This window comes from Methylorubrum pseudosasae (assembly GCF_029504475.1).
Lineage (GTDB): Bacteria > Pseudomonadota > Alphaproteobacteria > Rhizobiales > Beijerinckiaceae > Methylobacterium > Methylobacterium extorquens.
In genome coordinates this window covers 696,233-710,135 of the sequence record NZ_JAQGDU010000002.1, presented here as the reverse complement: position 1 = coordinate 710,135, position 13,903 = coordinate 696,233, and the positions used below count along the sequence as shown (strand labels likewise).

At 69.7% G+C, this 13,903-nt stretch carries 15 protein-coding genes and 1 pseudogene; 10 read left to right on the top strand and 6 right to left on the bottom strand.

The features are described 5' to 3' along the window. Window positions 1–73 precede the first annotated feature (73 nt). Window positions 74–283, top strand: coding sequence for a cold-shock protein (locus M2437_RS04165; protein ID WP_003598898.1), 210 nt, complete (start codon window positions 74–76; stop codon window positions 281–283). A 207-nt stretch (window positions 284–490) separates the two neighbouring features. Continuing rightward, window positions 491–718: a hypothetical protein gene (locus M2437_RS04160; RefSeq protein WP_003598896.1), complete on the top strand. Its 228-nt coding sequence runs from the start codon at window positions 491–493 to the stop codon at window positions 716–718. A gap of 169 nt (window positions 719–887) precedes the next feature. Here the strand turns inward: M2437_RS04160 and M2437_RS04155 are convergent, their stop codons facing one another. Further along, window positions 888–1,328, bottom strand: coding sequence for a DUF1489 family protein (locus M2437_RS04155; RefSeq protein WP_253389445.1), 441 nt, complete (start codon window positions 1,326–1,328; stop codon window positions 888–890). Window positions 1,329–1,431: 103 nt separating this feature from the next. Further along, on the bottom strand, window positions 1,432–2,631 hold the full coding sequence (locus tag M2437_RS04150; protein WP_253389444.1) for a hypothetical protein: 1,200 nt from the start codon (window positions 2,629–2,631) through the stop codon (window positions 1,432–1,434). A 169-nt stretch (window positions 2,632–2,800) separates the two neighbouring features. Here M2437_RS04150 and M2437_RS04145 point away from each other — a divergent pair, with 169 nt between their 5' ends. The 5 genes from M2437_RS04145 to M2437_RS04125 all read left to right on the top strand — a co-directional run bounded on the left by M2437_RS04145 (window position 2,801) and on the right by M2437_RS04125 (window position 8,126). After that, window positions 2,801–4,006: an MFS transporter gene (locus tag M2437_RS04145; RefSeq protein ID WP_253389443.1), complete on the top strand. Its 1,206-nt coding sequence runs from the start codon at window positions 2,801–2,803 to the stop codon at window positions 4,004–4,006. Between the two features lie 184 nt (window positions 4,007–4,190). Next, window positions 4,191–5,339 carry an ABC transporter permease gene (locus tag M2437_RS04140; RefSeq protein ID WP_253389442.1) on the top strand — a complete coding sequence of 383 codons (1,149 nt, stop codon included), beginning with the start codon at window positions 4,191–4,193 and terminating at the stop codon, window positions 5,337–5,339. 34 nt (window positions 5,340–5,373) lie between these two features. Continuing rightward, entirely contained in the window at window positions 5,374–6,228 is an 855-nt protein-coding gene (locus M2437_RS04135; RefSeq protein WP_253389441.1) for an ABC transporter ATP-binding protein, read from the top strand. Window positions 6,229–6,299: 71 nt separating this feature from the next. Next, entirely contained in the window at window positions 6,300–7,382 is a 1,083-nt protein-coding gene (locus M2437_RS04130; RefSeq protein WP_253389440.1) for an MlaD family protein, read from the top strand. Between the two features lie 120 nt (window positions 7,383–7,502). Next, window positions 7,503–8,126, top strand: coding sequence for an ABC-type transport auxiliary lipoprotein family protein (locus M2437_RS04125; RefSeq protein ID WP_056463206.1), 624 nt, complete (start codon window positions 7,503–7,505; stop codon window positions 8,124–8,126). Window positions 8,127–8,177: 51 nt separating this feature from the next. Here M2437_RS04125 and M2437_RS04120 read toward each other — a convergent pair whose 3' ends face one another. Next, window positions 8,178–8,996 carry an inositol monophosphatase family protein gene (locus M2437_RS04120; protein WP_003598885.1) on the bottom strand — a complete coding sequence of 273 codons (819 nt, stop codon included), beginning with the start codon at window positions 8,994–8,996 and terminating at the stop codon, window positions 8,178–8,180. 365 nt (window positions 8,997–9,361) lie between these two features. On the opposite strand from M2437_RS04120, the pseudogene M2437_RS04115 reads away from it, so the two are divergent. Further along, window positions 9,362–9,863, top strand: a pseudogene (locus M2437_RS04115) (DUF6101 family protein). A gap of 14 nt (window positions 9,864–9,877) precedes the next feature. Here M2437_RS04115 and rmf read toward each other — a convergent pair. The 3 genes from rmf to M2437_RS04100 are packed head-to-tail and all read right to left on the bottom strand — an operon-like array spanning window position 9,878 to window position 11,699. Beyond that, entirely contained in the window at window positions 9,878–10,066 is a 189-nt protein-coding gene (rmf, locus tag M2437_RS04110) for a ribosome modulation factor (protein WP_076640912.1), read from the bottom strand. A gap of 43 nt (window positions 10,067–10,109) precedes the next feature. Continuing rightward, the gene (ubiA, locus tag M2437_RS04105; RefSeq protein ID WP_253389439.1) at window positions 10,110–11,060 is read right to left on the bottom strand and encodes a 4-hydroxybenzoate octaprenyltransferase; all 951 of its coding nucleotides are present in this window, start codon (window positions 11,058–11,060) and stop codon (window positions 10,110–10,112) included. A gap of 36 nt (window positions 11,061–11,096) precedes the next feature. Next, window positions 11,097–11,699, bottom strand: a complete 603-nt coding sequence (locus M2437_RS04100) for a hypothetical protein (RefSeq protein WP_003598880.1) — start codon at window positions 11,697–11,699, stop codon at window positions 11,097–11,099. 307 nt (window positions 11,700–12,006) lie between these two features. Between M2437_RS04100 and M2437_RS04095 the strand changes: the two genes are divergently transcribed. Continuing rightward, on the top strand, window positions 12,007–12,759 hold the full coding sequence (locus M2437_RS04095) for a 16S rRNA (uracil(1498)-N(3))-methyltransferase (RefSeq protein WP_238505958.1): 753 nt from the start codon (window positions 12,007–12,009) through the stop codon (window positions 12,757–12,759). Window positions 12,760–12,788: 29 nt separating this feature from the next. Continuing rightward, entirely contained in the window at window positions 12,789–13,772 is a 984-nt protein-coding gene (locus M2437_RS04090) for an asparaginase (RefSeq protein ID WP_253389438.1), read from the top strand. The last annotated feature ends 131 nt before the right edge of the window (window positions 13,773–13,903 follow it).

The following is a 13,903-nucleotide window of genomic DNA, read 5'->3' as shown; positions in this document are numbered from 1 at the left end:
TCGGCGGACGCTGCCAGGTGCTCGCTTCGAGCAGATGCTTGCGCTTGGCGTGTGAAGAACGAAGGAACTATTCGTGGATACTGGGACTGTTAAGTGGTTCAACGAGACCAAGGGCTACGGCTTCATTCAGCCGGATGACGGCGGCAAGGACGTGTTTGTCCATATCTCCGCTGTCGAGCGTGCTGGCCTGCGCAACCTCGTCGAGGGCCAGAAGGTGTCCTATGAGGTCCTGACCGACAAGCGTAGCGGCAAGGACGCGGCCGGCAATCTGCAGGCCGTCTAAGTCGCTTCGGGACCGGGGTTAAACCGGCCCGACGGCGCGTTCTCAACCAACGAAGCGGCACCCACCGGAGGAAGGCTCCCGGAACGCGTTTCCAGGGATGTCTCACGGCGGGCGCCGCCGACGCCGAAATCACCAAACCAAAACAACCAGAAACGACACCGGCCACGCCGAGAGGGCGCGGGATCCGGTGCGAGAAGAAGAAAAACAATGAAATTCGAGTTCCGGCGCCAGGACGGCGCCATTTCGCCCGTCACCAACGCGGCGACATTCCGGGTGGGCAGCTTGGTCGATACGCAGGCACGCAGCCCGCAGGCCGACCTCAGCCACCTCATCGACGCTTCCTACGAGTATCATTCCCCGCGCGAACTGCGCTGGCACCTTGCCGACCGCCTCGGGGTTACCCCGGCCGTCGTCGGGTTGCAGGAAGCCGCCTGACCGACCCGGCCTCGCACCCATTCGGAGCGAGGCCAATCGGCCGCCGCCACGAGGCAGGCGGCCTCACTCCAAATCCGAATGATCCCCTTGGGACACCGGCTCGAGCCTCGGCGCAAGCGCCGCTCGGGCCCAGCAAGACGCGTCCCGCTTGGATCAAGCGGCAACCGCCTCAGATCAAACCCAACGCCACCAATTCCCGCCGTAGGCTCTCGGGCATCTCGGCGACCTCCCCGGCACTGGCCCGGTCGAGGTCGGCGGGCGCGTCACGCGCTTCGAGATAGCGCCAGCCCTGGAACGGGCGGCAGGGGCGCGGCGAGACCGGCGTCACCGCCGGATCGAGCACGAGGCGGCAGCGGTCGATCCCGTCGATTCCCGTGACCGGCTCGATGGCGCGGATCGACTGACGGCAGCTCAGCGTCCCCTTCATCACCCAATAGATCGAACCGCCGCCGGCGATGGCCCCCGCGCGCTTGGGGAACATGCGGGTGACGTGAACCGTCTCCGGCGCGTGGCCGAGGCGTAGAGCCTCCGCCCGGTAATGTGCGATCCGCGCCTCCAACTCCTCGATGGAGGAGGGACCGACGCACAGCTTCAGAAGATGCAGGGCCATGACCGGGCCCGTATAAGCCATCCGCCGAAAAAGGGGCCGCCGGTTTTCAGGCGGAAAGATGCGGCATGACGAACCGCAACGCCCGCCCCCGGAGCCCGCTCCCTCACGCGAAGAGCGCGATCTTTTCCTCGATGCTCAGGGTATCGAGATCGGGGAAGGCCGCGGCGAGATCGTCGGCCGCCATCGGCTCGACCGCCGCCACGATCAGGGGCTCGGCCAGCGGCATGACCGCTTCGGGGGTGGCCGGGATGGTGAGTTCGGCGGCCGGTTCGGCCTCATCCACCACGTCGACCGCTTCGACGTCTGCCACGACCTCGAACGCGGCCTCGTCCTCTGCCCCGAACATCTCCGCCAATTCCGGCTCGGCCGGAGCCGGAACGAGCACGGCTGAGACAGTCTCCGGTTCGGCTGCGGCTTCGATCTCCGGCATCTCCATCGCGAAGAGATCCGCCGGGATTTCATCGGCCAGAACCGCGACGGGCGCCGCCAGCTCGGTCGTGACCGGCTCCGCCGGCTCCTCTTCGTAGGCCGGTTCCGGCGTCTCGGGGACGGCCGGCAGGAAGGCGAGGTCGTCGTCGAGCACCATGGTCGGCAATGGCCGCAGGGTCGACAGAACCGGAGCGGGCGCCGGCCCTTCCATATCGAGGAAGCGATCGACATCGCTCTGATCGAGGGCGGTAGCCGGTCCAGGTGCGTCCTCGCCGAGCGGGGGCACCGCGTCCTCGGGGCTGCCCCAGATCCCGATCATCGAAGCGATGCGGTTCTCGAGGTAGCGCAGAGTGTGCACCACGCGGCTCGTGCGCTGCGCGGTGAGATCCTGGAACGAGCAGGCCGTGTAGATCTGCGTGGCGTGCCGATCGAGGGCGTCGCACAGCTCGGAATCGATTCCGGTCTCGCGCAGGGTCCAGGCGGCTTCCTGCACCTCCTCGGCGGCGCTGAGGATGTCGGAGGTCGCCCGCTCGGTGGCGCGCACGATGGCGTCGAGGGCTTCCGAGGCGACCGTGAGACGGCTCTCTCCCTGCTCGGCGGTCGAGAGGGCGGCCACCTCCGCGCGGGTACGGGCGATGGCGTTGGCCATCTCCATCAGGTCGCCGCGGAAGCGCCCGACATCGTCCGGCCGATCCGTCGTGACGACGTTCTCGATGCGCCGGATCGCGTCCAGCAGCACCTCGGTGTCGGCATTGCGGTTGCGGCGTGCGTATTCGGTCAGAAACCACCGGCCGCGCTCGGTCTCCCGGACGGCGTCCTCGATGGCATCGTATTGCGACGCGTCCAGAGGCGTCAGGGAACGGGAACTCGACATCACACCCCCGCAAAGACTCGGCCCCCACCGCGAGGAGTGCCGCGACGATTGACGGTCGGCGGCAGATTGACAGGCGTGCTTTAACAGCGGCTTACGCTTTCCTTCGCTTCGCCCCGCCGCGCGACGTTTTTGACCGATCGAAAGGGGCGGCCCGCTTCGCCGCGATTCCGTGACACGCACAGCCCCGACCGGCGAGCCCGATCCCGTCCGCCTCGGTCTCCTCTACGCCGTGGTCTTCGTCGAGATCGGCATCGCCATGCCGTTCATGCCCGTGTGGCTCGGCGCGCTCGGCCTCGATGCCGGGCTGATCGGCCTGCTGCTCGCCCTGCCGATCGCCACCAAGGTCGTCGCGACGCGGCCGCTGATGGGGCGGATCGATCGCGGCGTGCGCCCGCGCACGCTGCTCGTCGCCGGCAGCCTCACCCTGGCGATGAGCTATGCCCTGATGCCGGCGGCCGCCGCCATTGCTGCGGCCTTGCTCGTCCCGCTGATCGTCGTGAACGCCGTGGCGCAGGCCCCGCTGGTGCCAAGCATCGACTACCTGACGCTTGCCGCCGCCCGCCGCTCGAAGCGGATCGACTATGCCCGCATCCGGCTGTGCGGCTCGGTCGCCTTCCTCGCCGCGAACCTCGCGGGCGGCGCGCTACTCGGCGTGCTTGGTGACCGGGTGGCGGTGCCACTGCTGCTCACCGCGCTCGCGCTCGCCGCGACCCTGGTCGCAGCCTCGGGCCAGGAGGTCGCGCCGCCCGCCGAGCCGCATTCGAAGCGGGGAGCCTCTCCGCCCCTGCCGCGGGTGTTGCGGCTCTCGATTGCCGCGGCGGCGCTGATCCAGGCGAGCCATGCGGCGATCTACGCCTTCGGCAGCCTCGATTGGGCCCGCCATGGCGTCTCGCCGCCCTGGATCGGCGCGCTCTGGGCGGTCGGCGTCGCGGCCGAGATCGCGCTGTTCGCCCTCGTCGGCCGCTTTCCCGCGCGCTGGCGCAGCCCGTTCCGCCTGCTCGGGCTCGGGGCGGCGGCGGCTCTGCTACGGGCCCTGGGCCTCAGCCTCGCGGACGGGGAGCTGGCCCTGCTCCTGCCGCTTCAGATGCTGCACGGCCTCACCTTCGGCGCGACCCATCTCGGCATCATGGCGGCCGTCTCCGGCTTCGCGCCGGACGGCGCCCGCGGCCGGGCGCAGGGGACGATCGGCGCCTCGACCGCGCTCGTCTCGGCGCTAGCGACGCTGGCCTGCGGCGCCGTTTACCGCTCGTTCGGCGGGCCTTCGACCTTCCTGATGATGGCGCCGCTGGCGCTTGCCGGCCTCGTCCTCGTGGCGCTGGCGCAACGCATCCATGATCCCCGGCGATTTGGCAGCAGCTCGAGCCATAAGGTATAGGCGACGCTTCCCCAGCAATCCCGAGAGCGGGATTCCAAAGGAATCATCCCTTTGGCGGGGATCGGGGCAGCGCCCCGGTAGGCGACTTCGGTCGGCCGCAACGTCGAACCCGACAAATCGGATTCGACGCATCTCTGGTAAGAATTTCGTTTCAAGATTTTCGGAGCGGAAGCGGGAGCGGCGCGTGCGGATCGCAGACGGCTCGGGCATCTCGGAAGCCGCGGGCGCCGACCTCGATGCGGGCGGCGGCCGCGTGATCCTGCATGGCCGCTGGACCGCGGACCAGGGTCCGGCGGTCGAGAGCGCCTCGGCGCGCATCGCCGCCCAGGGCCGGACTCAGCCCGTGCTGGTGGACCTCAGCGGCTTGGCCCGGCTCGACACCCTCGGCGCCTGGGTCTTGGAGCGGACCCGCGCCGAGATCGAGGCGGCGGGCGGGCGGCTGGCCTATGCCGGGGCGCGGCCCGAGCACCGCATCCTGCTCGGCGAGATGGGCCTGCGCGAGCCCGAACCGGTGCCGCAGGATACCCGCAACCCGGTCCTGCGCTTCCTCGACACCACCGGTCAGCGCGTCGCGCGCGGCGGCAACGAGATCCTGTCCGGCATCGCCTTCCTCGGCGAGGTGGTCGCCGCCGGCGGCCGGGTCGCGCGCCGGCCGCAGACTTTTCGCATGGCCGCGCTCGTCAACCAGCTCGAACAGGTGGCGCTCCGCGGCGTGCCGATCATCGTGCTGATCTCGTTCCTCGTCGGCGGTATCGTCGCGCAGCAGGGCATCTTCCAGCTCCAGCGGTTCGGGGCGCAGAGCTTCGTCGTGAACCTGATCGGCCTGCTGATCCTGCGCGAACTCGGGGTGCTCCTCACCTCGATCATGGTGGCGGGCCGCTCCGGCTCGGCGTTCACCGCCGAGATCGGTTCGATGCGGATGCGCGAGGAGGTCGATGCCTTGCGTGTGATGGGCCTCGACCCGATCGAAATCCTGATCCTGCCGCGCATTCTCGCACTTGTGATCGGCCTGCCGATCCTGGCCTTCCTCGGCTCGCTCGCCGCGCTCGCGGGCGGCGGCCTCACCGCCGCGATCTACGGCGGCATGACCACCGACGCCTTCCTGGCGCGGCTCCAGGCGGCGGTGTCGTTCCACCATTTCGCGGTCGGGCTCATCAAGGCGCCGTTCATGGCGCTGACGATCGGCATCATCGCGACGATCGAGGGGTTCGCGGTCGAGGGCTCGGCGGAGTCGCTCGGGCGCCACGTCACCGCCTCAGTCGTCAAGTCAATCTTCATGGTGATCGTGCTGGATGGCCTGTTCGCGGTCTTCTTCGCCGCGATCGATTTCTAGCCTTTTTCAGGCAGACGACGTTCGGACGGACCCTTTGACCACCCCTCATCTTTCCCCGGCCGGGCCAACCGCCGCCCAGAGCGACGCGATTATTCGCGTGCGTGATCTCGTGGTCGGCTTCGGCCAGCGCACGGTGATGAAGGGGCTCGACCTCGACATCCGCCGCGGCGAGATTCTCGGTTTCGTCGGTCCCTCGGGTCAGGGCAAGTCGGTGCTGACGCGCACCATCCTCGGGCTAGTGCCGAAACGCTCGGGCACGATCGAGATCTTCGGCGAGAACGTGGACGGGCTCACCGTGGCCCGGCGCCGTCAATTGGAGCAGCGCTGGGGCGTGTTGTTCCAGCAGGGGGCGCTGTTCTCGGGTCTCACCGTCAAGCAGAACATCCAGATGCCGATGCGCGAGCATCTGAAGCTGTCCGAGCGCCTGCTCGACGAGTTCGCCCGCCTCAAGATCGAGATGGTCGGCCTCAAGCCGGATGCCGCCGACAAGTACCCCTCGGAACTCTCGGGCGGCATGATCAAGCGCGCCGCGCTCGCCCGCTCGCTGGCGCTGGACCCGGAGATCCTGTTCCTCGACGAGCCGACCTCGGGCCTCGACCCGATCGGCGCGGGCGAGTTCGACGACCTCGTCTCGACCCTGAAGAAGACGCTCGGCCTGACGGTCTTCATGGTGACGCACGATCTCGACAGCCTCTACACCGCCTGCGACCGCATCGCGGCGCTGGGCGACGGCCGGATCATCGCGCAGGGGACGATCGAGGAGATGCTGGCGAGCGACCATCCATGGCTGCGCTCCTACTTCCACGGCAAGCGCGCCCGCGCCATCGCTACGCCGAGCCAAACGGCGCAGCCCGGCCAAGCGGCGCAGCCCGGCTACGCCCATGCATAAGGCCGCGATGATCGCCCCCGGTGCGGTTTCGCACCGCTTCGCCCCCTCGGATCGGGATTAGAGCTGAGCCGATGGAGACTCGCGCAAACTACGTCCTGATCGGCGCCTTCACCATCGGCGTCGTGCTGGCCGCCTTCGGCTTCGTGTTCTGGCTCCAGGGCGGCTCCCGGGGACAGGCGACCCAGGCGCTCCGCATCGTATTCTCCGGCTCGGTCGGGGGGCTGGCCAAGGGCTCGACCGTCTCGTTCAACGGTATCAAGGTCGGCGAGGCGCTCGACGTGCGCCTGCTGCCGCAGGACCCGCGCCGGGTCGTGGCGATCGTGCAGGTCGATCCCTCGACGCCGCTGCGCGCCGACACCCGCGCGCGGCTCGATTCCGCGATGCTGACCGGCGTCTCTCAGATCGCGCTTTCCGGCGGCAGCGCCGACGCGCCCGCCCTCACGCCGGGCTCGGGCGACAAGATGCCGACGATCTTCGCCGATTCGAGCGACATCCAGGACATGATGGCGGCGGCCAAGCAGATCGCGCAGCGGGCCGACGACGTACTGCAGCGCCTCGACAAGGTGGTGGCCGGCAACGAGGGCGCGATCACCCGCACCCTCGCCAATGTTGAGTCCTTCTCGAAGACGCTGGCCGAGGCCGGGCCCTCCATCGCCGGTCTCGTCAAATCGGTGGACGGGCAGCGCCTCAACCGGGTGATCGAGAACGCCGAGACCTTCTCGACTGCGCTGGCGAATTCGAGCGGAGACATCCAGGCCGGGCTGCATAATGCCCGCAGCCTCGCGGCCAAGCTCAACGCCTCCGCCGACAAGATCGACGGCGTGCTGAAGGGCGCGGAGGGCTTCCTCGGCTCGGCCTCGGGCCAGCAGGGCGCGGGCACCTTCGCCGAGATCCGCGAGGCGGCGATCTCCGTGCGCGACGCCGGCCGTGCGTTCCGGGCGCTGTCGGAGAACCTCGACAAGCGCACCGCCAACATCTCCACGAGCTTCAACCGCCTGTCGGGGACGAGCCGGCGCGAGGTCGAGGCGCTGTCGAGCGACGGCCAGCGCACGCTCAATACCCTGAGCCGAGCGGCCCGCAGCCTGGAGCGCGACCCATCACAAGTTATTTTCGGCGGCAAGCCGTCGTTGCCGGAATACAACGGTGGCCGCTGAGCGGTTCGGATTCCGAACGATGTGTCGGCACGCACGGCGCAGCTTGAGCGTTGGCGTATGCTCCCGCGTGCTAGAGGGGGTGTCAGTCTCCCCGACAGCGAACGGACGGTGCCCGAGCGTATGACGCGTCTTCCTCTCTCGCCTGCTCTTCCCGGTCGCCCCCTGTCCGGCCGCATCCTGAGGGCGGGCGCCCTTCTCGCGCCGCTCGCGCTCCTTGGCGGCTGCGGCGGCGGCACGCCGCTCACCTTCGACCTCGCCGCCCTGCCGGGTCAGGCGCGGGCGGGCGGCGCAGCACGCTCGATCGTCGTGTCCGAGCCCGTCGGCCTGCAGCCGATGGAGGCCGACCGCATCATCGTGCGCGAACCCGGCGGCTCCCTGTCCTTCCTCGGCGGCGGCCAGTGGGCCGACCGCCTGCCGCGGCTGATCCAGACGCGGGTGATCCAGAGCCTGGAGAATACCGGCCGCCTGCGCTCGGTCTCGCGGCCCAGCGACAAGGTGCCGTCGGACTACCAGCTCGTCAGCGAGATCCGCGAGTTCGACGTCAATTCCGGCACCGGCGAAGCGGTGGTGGACCTCTCGGCCAAGCTGATCGCCGAGGGAACCGGACGGGTCGTCAACGCCCGCGTCTTCACCGCCCGCGTCCCGGTGAAGAAGGTCGATCCGCAAAGCGCCGCCGCCGGCCTCGACGCGGCTTTGGGCCAAGTGCTCGCCGACCTCGTGCGCTGGGTGAATACCGCGCGGTAGGGCCGCGGCCCTCTCACCCTTTACCCGAGCGAGTTCGCCCGGCTCCGGCGCTCACGCCTCCAGCGCAGCCAGCGCGGGATCGCGCAGCGGCAGCGGCACGGCGATCAACTCGCCGTGACGCGGCTCCGGGCGGTTATAGACCGCCGGCCGGCCTTGGAGATCACAGACCACGCCGCCCGCCTCGCGAACGATGAGGTCCGCGCCGGCGAGATCCCAGTCCCGCGCATCCCGGGAGACGAGGCCGAGATCGATCCGGCCCTCGGCCACCCGCGCGAGCCGCAGGGCCAGCGAGGGCACCCGATCGACCACCGTGACCGAGGGGCGCGGCCCGAGCCGCGCCGCGCCGTCGAGCAGGCGGTCTTGCATTGGCTTAGGGCCGGTGATGCGTGCGCCCTCCAACGTGGCCTGCGGCGCGACGCGAATGGGCGCTCCGTTGAGGGTCGCGCCCTCGCCCGCCACGGCCTCGTAGAACTGCTCGGTCGCGGGGGCGAAGACGCCGCCGAGCACCGGCTCGCCCCGGGCCAGCAAAGCGACGGCGATCGACCAATCCGGATGTCCGGACAGGAAGGCGCGGGTGCCGTCGATCGGATCGACGATCCAGACGAAGTCGTGACCGAGCCGCACCGGATCGTCGCTGGTCTCCTCCGAGAGCCAGGCGGCCCGCGGCTCGATCTGCGACAGCCGGATCTTGAGGAAGGTGTCCACGGCGACGTCCGCCTCGGTGACCGGCGAGCCGCCGGCCTTCGACCAGACCCGGGCGCTGGTCTGATCCCCCTGGCGGAAGAAGGGCAGCGCGAGCGCGGCGGCCTCCCGGATCGCGTCGTGCAGCACGGGCCGCAGCGCCGCGAGAGAGGATGTCGTCTGGGTCATGGATCCGGTCGGAGCCGTTCGTTCAAAGCCGGCCTCATGCCGCTTGAACGGCGCCGACACCCTTTCGTTCTAGAGCATCGGCGGAAAAAGTAGCCATCGGATTTCGGAACGCAGTGATGCAGGGCCGGCCGCCCCGGCCGCGCGCACGCTCGGCGGCATCGCCGGGCCGGCGCCGCGGCGCCCGCACGGTTACCGACATTTGCACCAATCCCGGCAAGGGTCCGTTGAGCATCCGGCAGACTTCGGCTCGATCCACGAACGCTTAACGCTCACTCTTAAGGCGCCTTGGGGGAGACGACCGGCACTGTGCTTGTCAGATCAGCGCGTCCGACAGAGACCGCGACACGGGATAGGGCGTCGAACCGATGATGACTTTCGAGATCATGAATCAGAACTGTCGGCCCGGCAGCGAGGACGAGATGAGCGCGCCCTGCATCACGGTTCAGGCGACGCCGCTGCCGGTTCTCGGGGCGACCCATGGCCTCGCGCCCGCCGGCGTGGCGCTGGCTTTCGCCGACGATGCGGCCGATGCCTGCGGCGAGGACCGCTTCTCGCTGCTTCTCGTCGATAACGAGGGCGAGGTGTCGATGCGGCTCGGGCCGTTCCCGGAGGAGGATGTCGTGGCGGTGTGGCGCGACATCTCGAACCACGGGCGGTCTCGCCCGGATGCTGCTGCGCGAGGACGGCGCCATCGTCCCGGTCTCGCAGCAACTGGGGCCGGTCGTGCTCGGCAAGGGCCGCCAGCGCCGCCGTCACGCCGCGCTCAGCGGACGCCGCCCGCGCTTCCTCGTGCGGCGCAAGCCCGCCCGTCTCCCGGCCCGGCCCTGCATCCACCGGGGCGAGAGCGAAATCATCTCCCGCGGCTGAGATGGTGTCCCGCCTCAGCCGTTATCGAGCGGCCTGTCCGACGAACGGTCGGCCGGAGAGCCGTCATAGCCCTCGAGCCACGCCGTGCGCTCGGGCGAATTCACCGGATAGGGGCAGGCGTCGCGCGGACGCCCCTGAATCCGGGCACGGGCGCCCTGGGTAATCGGATCGTCGGGTGGTCGGTGCGGATCTGTCTCACTCATGGAATCGAATATGGCGCGGGGACGAGCCCTCGCCACGGCCGATTCAGTGCAGACCCTGCCACAGCGCGTCGGCGGCGAGCCCCGCGAACAGGATGAGGCCCGCATCGCGGTTCGAGCGGAACAGTGCCAGAGCCCGCAGGCCGTCGCGCTCGGAAAGATGCATGACCTGCCGGGCGAGATGGGCGGCGAACAGCCCGAGACCTAGCCAGCTCAACAGGCCGGCCCCGGCGCCGATCAGCGCCGGCACGAACAGGGCGATGGTGCCGGCGTAACACAGCCCCACCGCGAGCCGCAGGCGCGTCCCGAACAGCCGGGCCGAGGAATGGATGCCGACGATCTCGTCATCCTCGATGTCCTGCACCGCGTAGATCGTGTCGTAGCCGACAATCCAGCAGATCGTGCCCGCATAGAGCCACAGGGCCGGCGGATCGAGGCGGCCGAACACGGCGACCCAGCCCATTAAGGCGCCCCAGCCGAAGGCGAGGCCGAGCACCGCCTGCGGCATCGGCATCACCCGCTTCATGAACGGGTAGATCGCCACCGGCGCCAGCGAGAGCATGCCGACGAGAATTGCGGTCGCGTTGAACTGCAGCAGCACCGCGAGGCCGACCAGCGCCTGGGCTACCAGGAAGGCGGCGGCCTGTTTCGTCGTCACCTGCCCCGAGGGGAGCGGGCGCGAGCGGGTGCGCTCGACCTGCGCGTCGAGCTTCCGGTCAGCGATGTCGTTGTAGGTCGAGCCGGCGCCGCGCATCGCCACCGCGCCGATCAGGAACAGCACGAGATGGCCGAGATGGGGGCCGGGATTCCCGGCGGCGGTCGCAGCGAGGGCCGCCGACCACCAGCACGGCAGCAGCAGCAACCACCAGCCGATCGGCCGCTCGATCCGGGCGAGGCGCAGATAGGGCCGCGCCCCGGCCGGCGCGAGCCGGTCGGCCCAATGGCCGGCGACCGCGTCGGCGACGCGGCCGGAGCCGGGCTCGGACGGAGAGGGCAACGGTGACGCGGAGCTGAAGACCTTAGAACGCGTCTTTTAAAGCGCGCCCTGCGGCATGCGGAAGGCGCCCGACAGGCCGGGACCGCCGAGCAGTCCGCCGCCACCGCCGCCGTTCTGCGCCTGAGTCTTGGCCTGGGCTTCCATCTTCGTGGCCTGGGCGGCGATGCCGCAGACCTTGGTGCGGATCGCCGCGACCTTGTTATGGTCGGCCTTGAAGCCTTCCGAGAACGAATCCGGGATCGAGCACCACTCCTTGTTGGCGGTGATCCACTTGATGCCGGTGGCGCCGTTGGCCTGGAGCTGGCCGAACAGGGAGCACGCCTCCTGCGGCGTCATCTTCTTCTTCGAGTTCGAGGCGGAGTTCGCCTTGGCCACGAGGTTCTTGCGCTCGATCAGCGTCTTCTGGATCGAGCTGCAATCCGTGCCCGCCTGCTGCGGCACAGACTGGGCGGGCGCAGCCGGCGCCATCGGCGCGGGAACGCTCATCGGCGCGCCGGCCGAGGGCGCGGGCTCCGCCGGCGTATCCATCGACGGCAGCGGCATCCCGCCCATGCTCTGGGCCAGAGCCGGCCCAGCCAGCAGGACAAGGCCGACAAGAGCGGCGGCGGTCTTCGTCGGTGCAACAATCCTGGCAGACATTCGGCCCGGTCCTTCTCCCCGCATGCCGCGACGGGTGTACCCCCGATCCCGCAGCGCCCATCCGGCCTGAATCCCTGGCGGCTCGCGCCATGGGCCCGGCAGAGGGGCTTGAAGTGTTTCGATGCGGAAGTCTTCTGCGCACGGGATTGTGGCGCCAATGGTGCCTTCCGCCGCACGAATGCCAGGAGCGTGGGAAACGCCTTGAAACATTCGAGGCGTGCTGTTTTTGCACCAGTGAGCGTCGGGCCGCCGCCGATTGACAGGCCGGGGCCGCCACGCGACGAGACCGGCTTGCCTGCGAGAGACCATGGCTGCTTACGACTTCACCGCTCCACGCCTCTTCGTCGAAGCGGATCTAGCGGAGGGGCGCGTCCTGCCGCTGGAGCGGGCGCAGGCGAACTACCTGCTCACGGTTTTGCGCCGCGCGGAGGGCGAGCCCGTCCTGCTGTTCAACGGGCGCGACGGCGAGTGGCGCGCCGAGATCGTGCCGCAGGGCCGCAAGAGCGCGGACCTGCGCGTGGTGGCGCAGACCCGGCCGCAGCCGGCGCCGGCCGACCTCCACTACCTGTTCGCGCCGCTGAAGACCGGCCGGATCGACTACATGGCGCAGAAGGCGGTGGAGATGGGCGCGGGGCGCCTCCAGCCGGTCTTCACCCGCTTCACCCAAGGCGAGCGGATCAAGCTCGATCGTCTCCAGGCCAACGCGATCGAGGCGGCCGAGCAATGCGGCATCCTCTCCGTGCCGGAGATCGGCGAGCCGGCCCGGCTGCCCGCCTGCCTCGATGCCCTCGAAGCGAATCGCCTGCTCGTGTTCTGCGACGAGGACGCAGCCGTCACCGATCCGGTGGCGGCCCTGCGCGGTGCGGCCGATCCGGCGAACCCGCCGCCGCTCGCCGTGCTGGTCGGTCCCGAAGGCGGGTTCCACGAAGAGGAGCGCGCGCTGATCGCCGCTCGCCCCAACACGGTCGCGCTGTCGCTCGGTCCGCGCATCCTGCGGGCGGATACGGCCGCGGTGGCGGTGCTGGCGCTGGTGCAGGCGGTTCTGGGGGATGCGCGGTGAGCCGAGCCGAATTGAGGATGTCTTAAAGAATGACGTTGCCCCGCATCCTCCTCCTGTCCCTCGGCGGGACGATCACCATGACCCGGAGCCTTGAGGGCGGGATCGTGCCGACGCTGACGGCCGCCGACCTCGCAGCCTCGGTACCGGGGCTCGCCACGGTGGCATCCATCGAGACGCTCTCGCCCCTGCGCCGGCCGAGCGCCGGGCTCACCCTCGACGACCTCATCGGCGTGGCGCGCACGTTGAACGAGCGTCTCGCGGGCGACCTCGACGGCGCGGTGGTGATCCAGGGCACCGACACGATCGAGGAAACGGCCTTCGTCCTCGACAGCTTGGTCGCCGGCGACAAGCCCGTCGTCGTCACCGGCGCGATGCGCGGGCCGGAAAGCGCCGGCGCCGACGGGCCCGGCAACCTGCTGGCCGCGACCATCGTCGCGGGCAGCGCTTCGGCGCGGGGAATGGGCGTGCTCGCCGTCCTCAACGACGAGATCCACGCCGCCCGCCTCGTGCAGAAGGCCCACACCGCCCTGCCTTCGGCCTTCCGCTCACCGCTCGCCGGCCCGGTCGGTCTCGTGATCGAGGGCGAGGCCCGGATTTTCGTGCGGTCCCACCGCAGCCTTACCCTGACCGGTCCTTTGACGGATGAGCCGGCCCCGGTGGCGCTCCTGAAGATGGGGATCGGCGACGACGGACGTCTGCTCGCCGCCCTGCCCGATCTCGGCTTCGCGGGCGTCGTGATCGAGGGAATGGGCGCGGGCCACGTGCCGGAGGCGCTGGCGGAGATCGTCTCCACCTTGATCGCGCGGCTTCCGGTGGTGCTCGCCTCCCGCACCGAGACCGGTCCTGTGTTCTCGCGCACATACGGGTATCCCGGCGGCGAGATCGATCTGCTGGGTCGCGGCGCGCTCTCGGCCGGCATCCTGTCGGGCGTGAAGGCGCGGCTGATGCTCCAGCTTCTCCTTCGGGCGGGGGTGGATCGGGCCGCCTACGGCGCCTATTTCGCGGATCGGTGATCGGCGAGGTAGACGCCGTAAACATTAGCTTATGTCATGTCTGCCATGCGGTCGGCGGGCGCGTTGTTCACTCTTGCAGCGTCCTCTAAGGACACGACATCCGGTGCGGCTGCTGACGGCCCCTCCGGTGG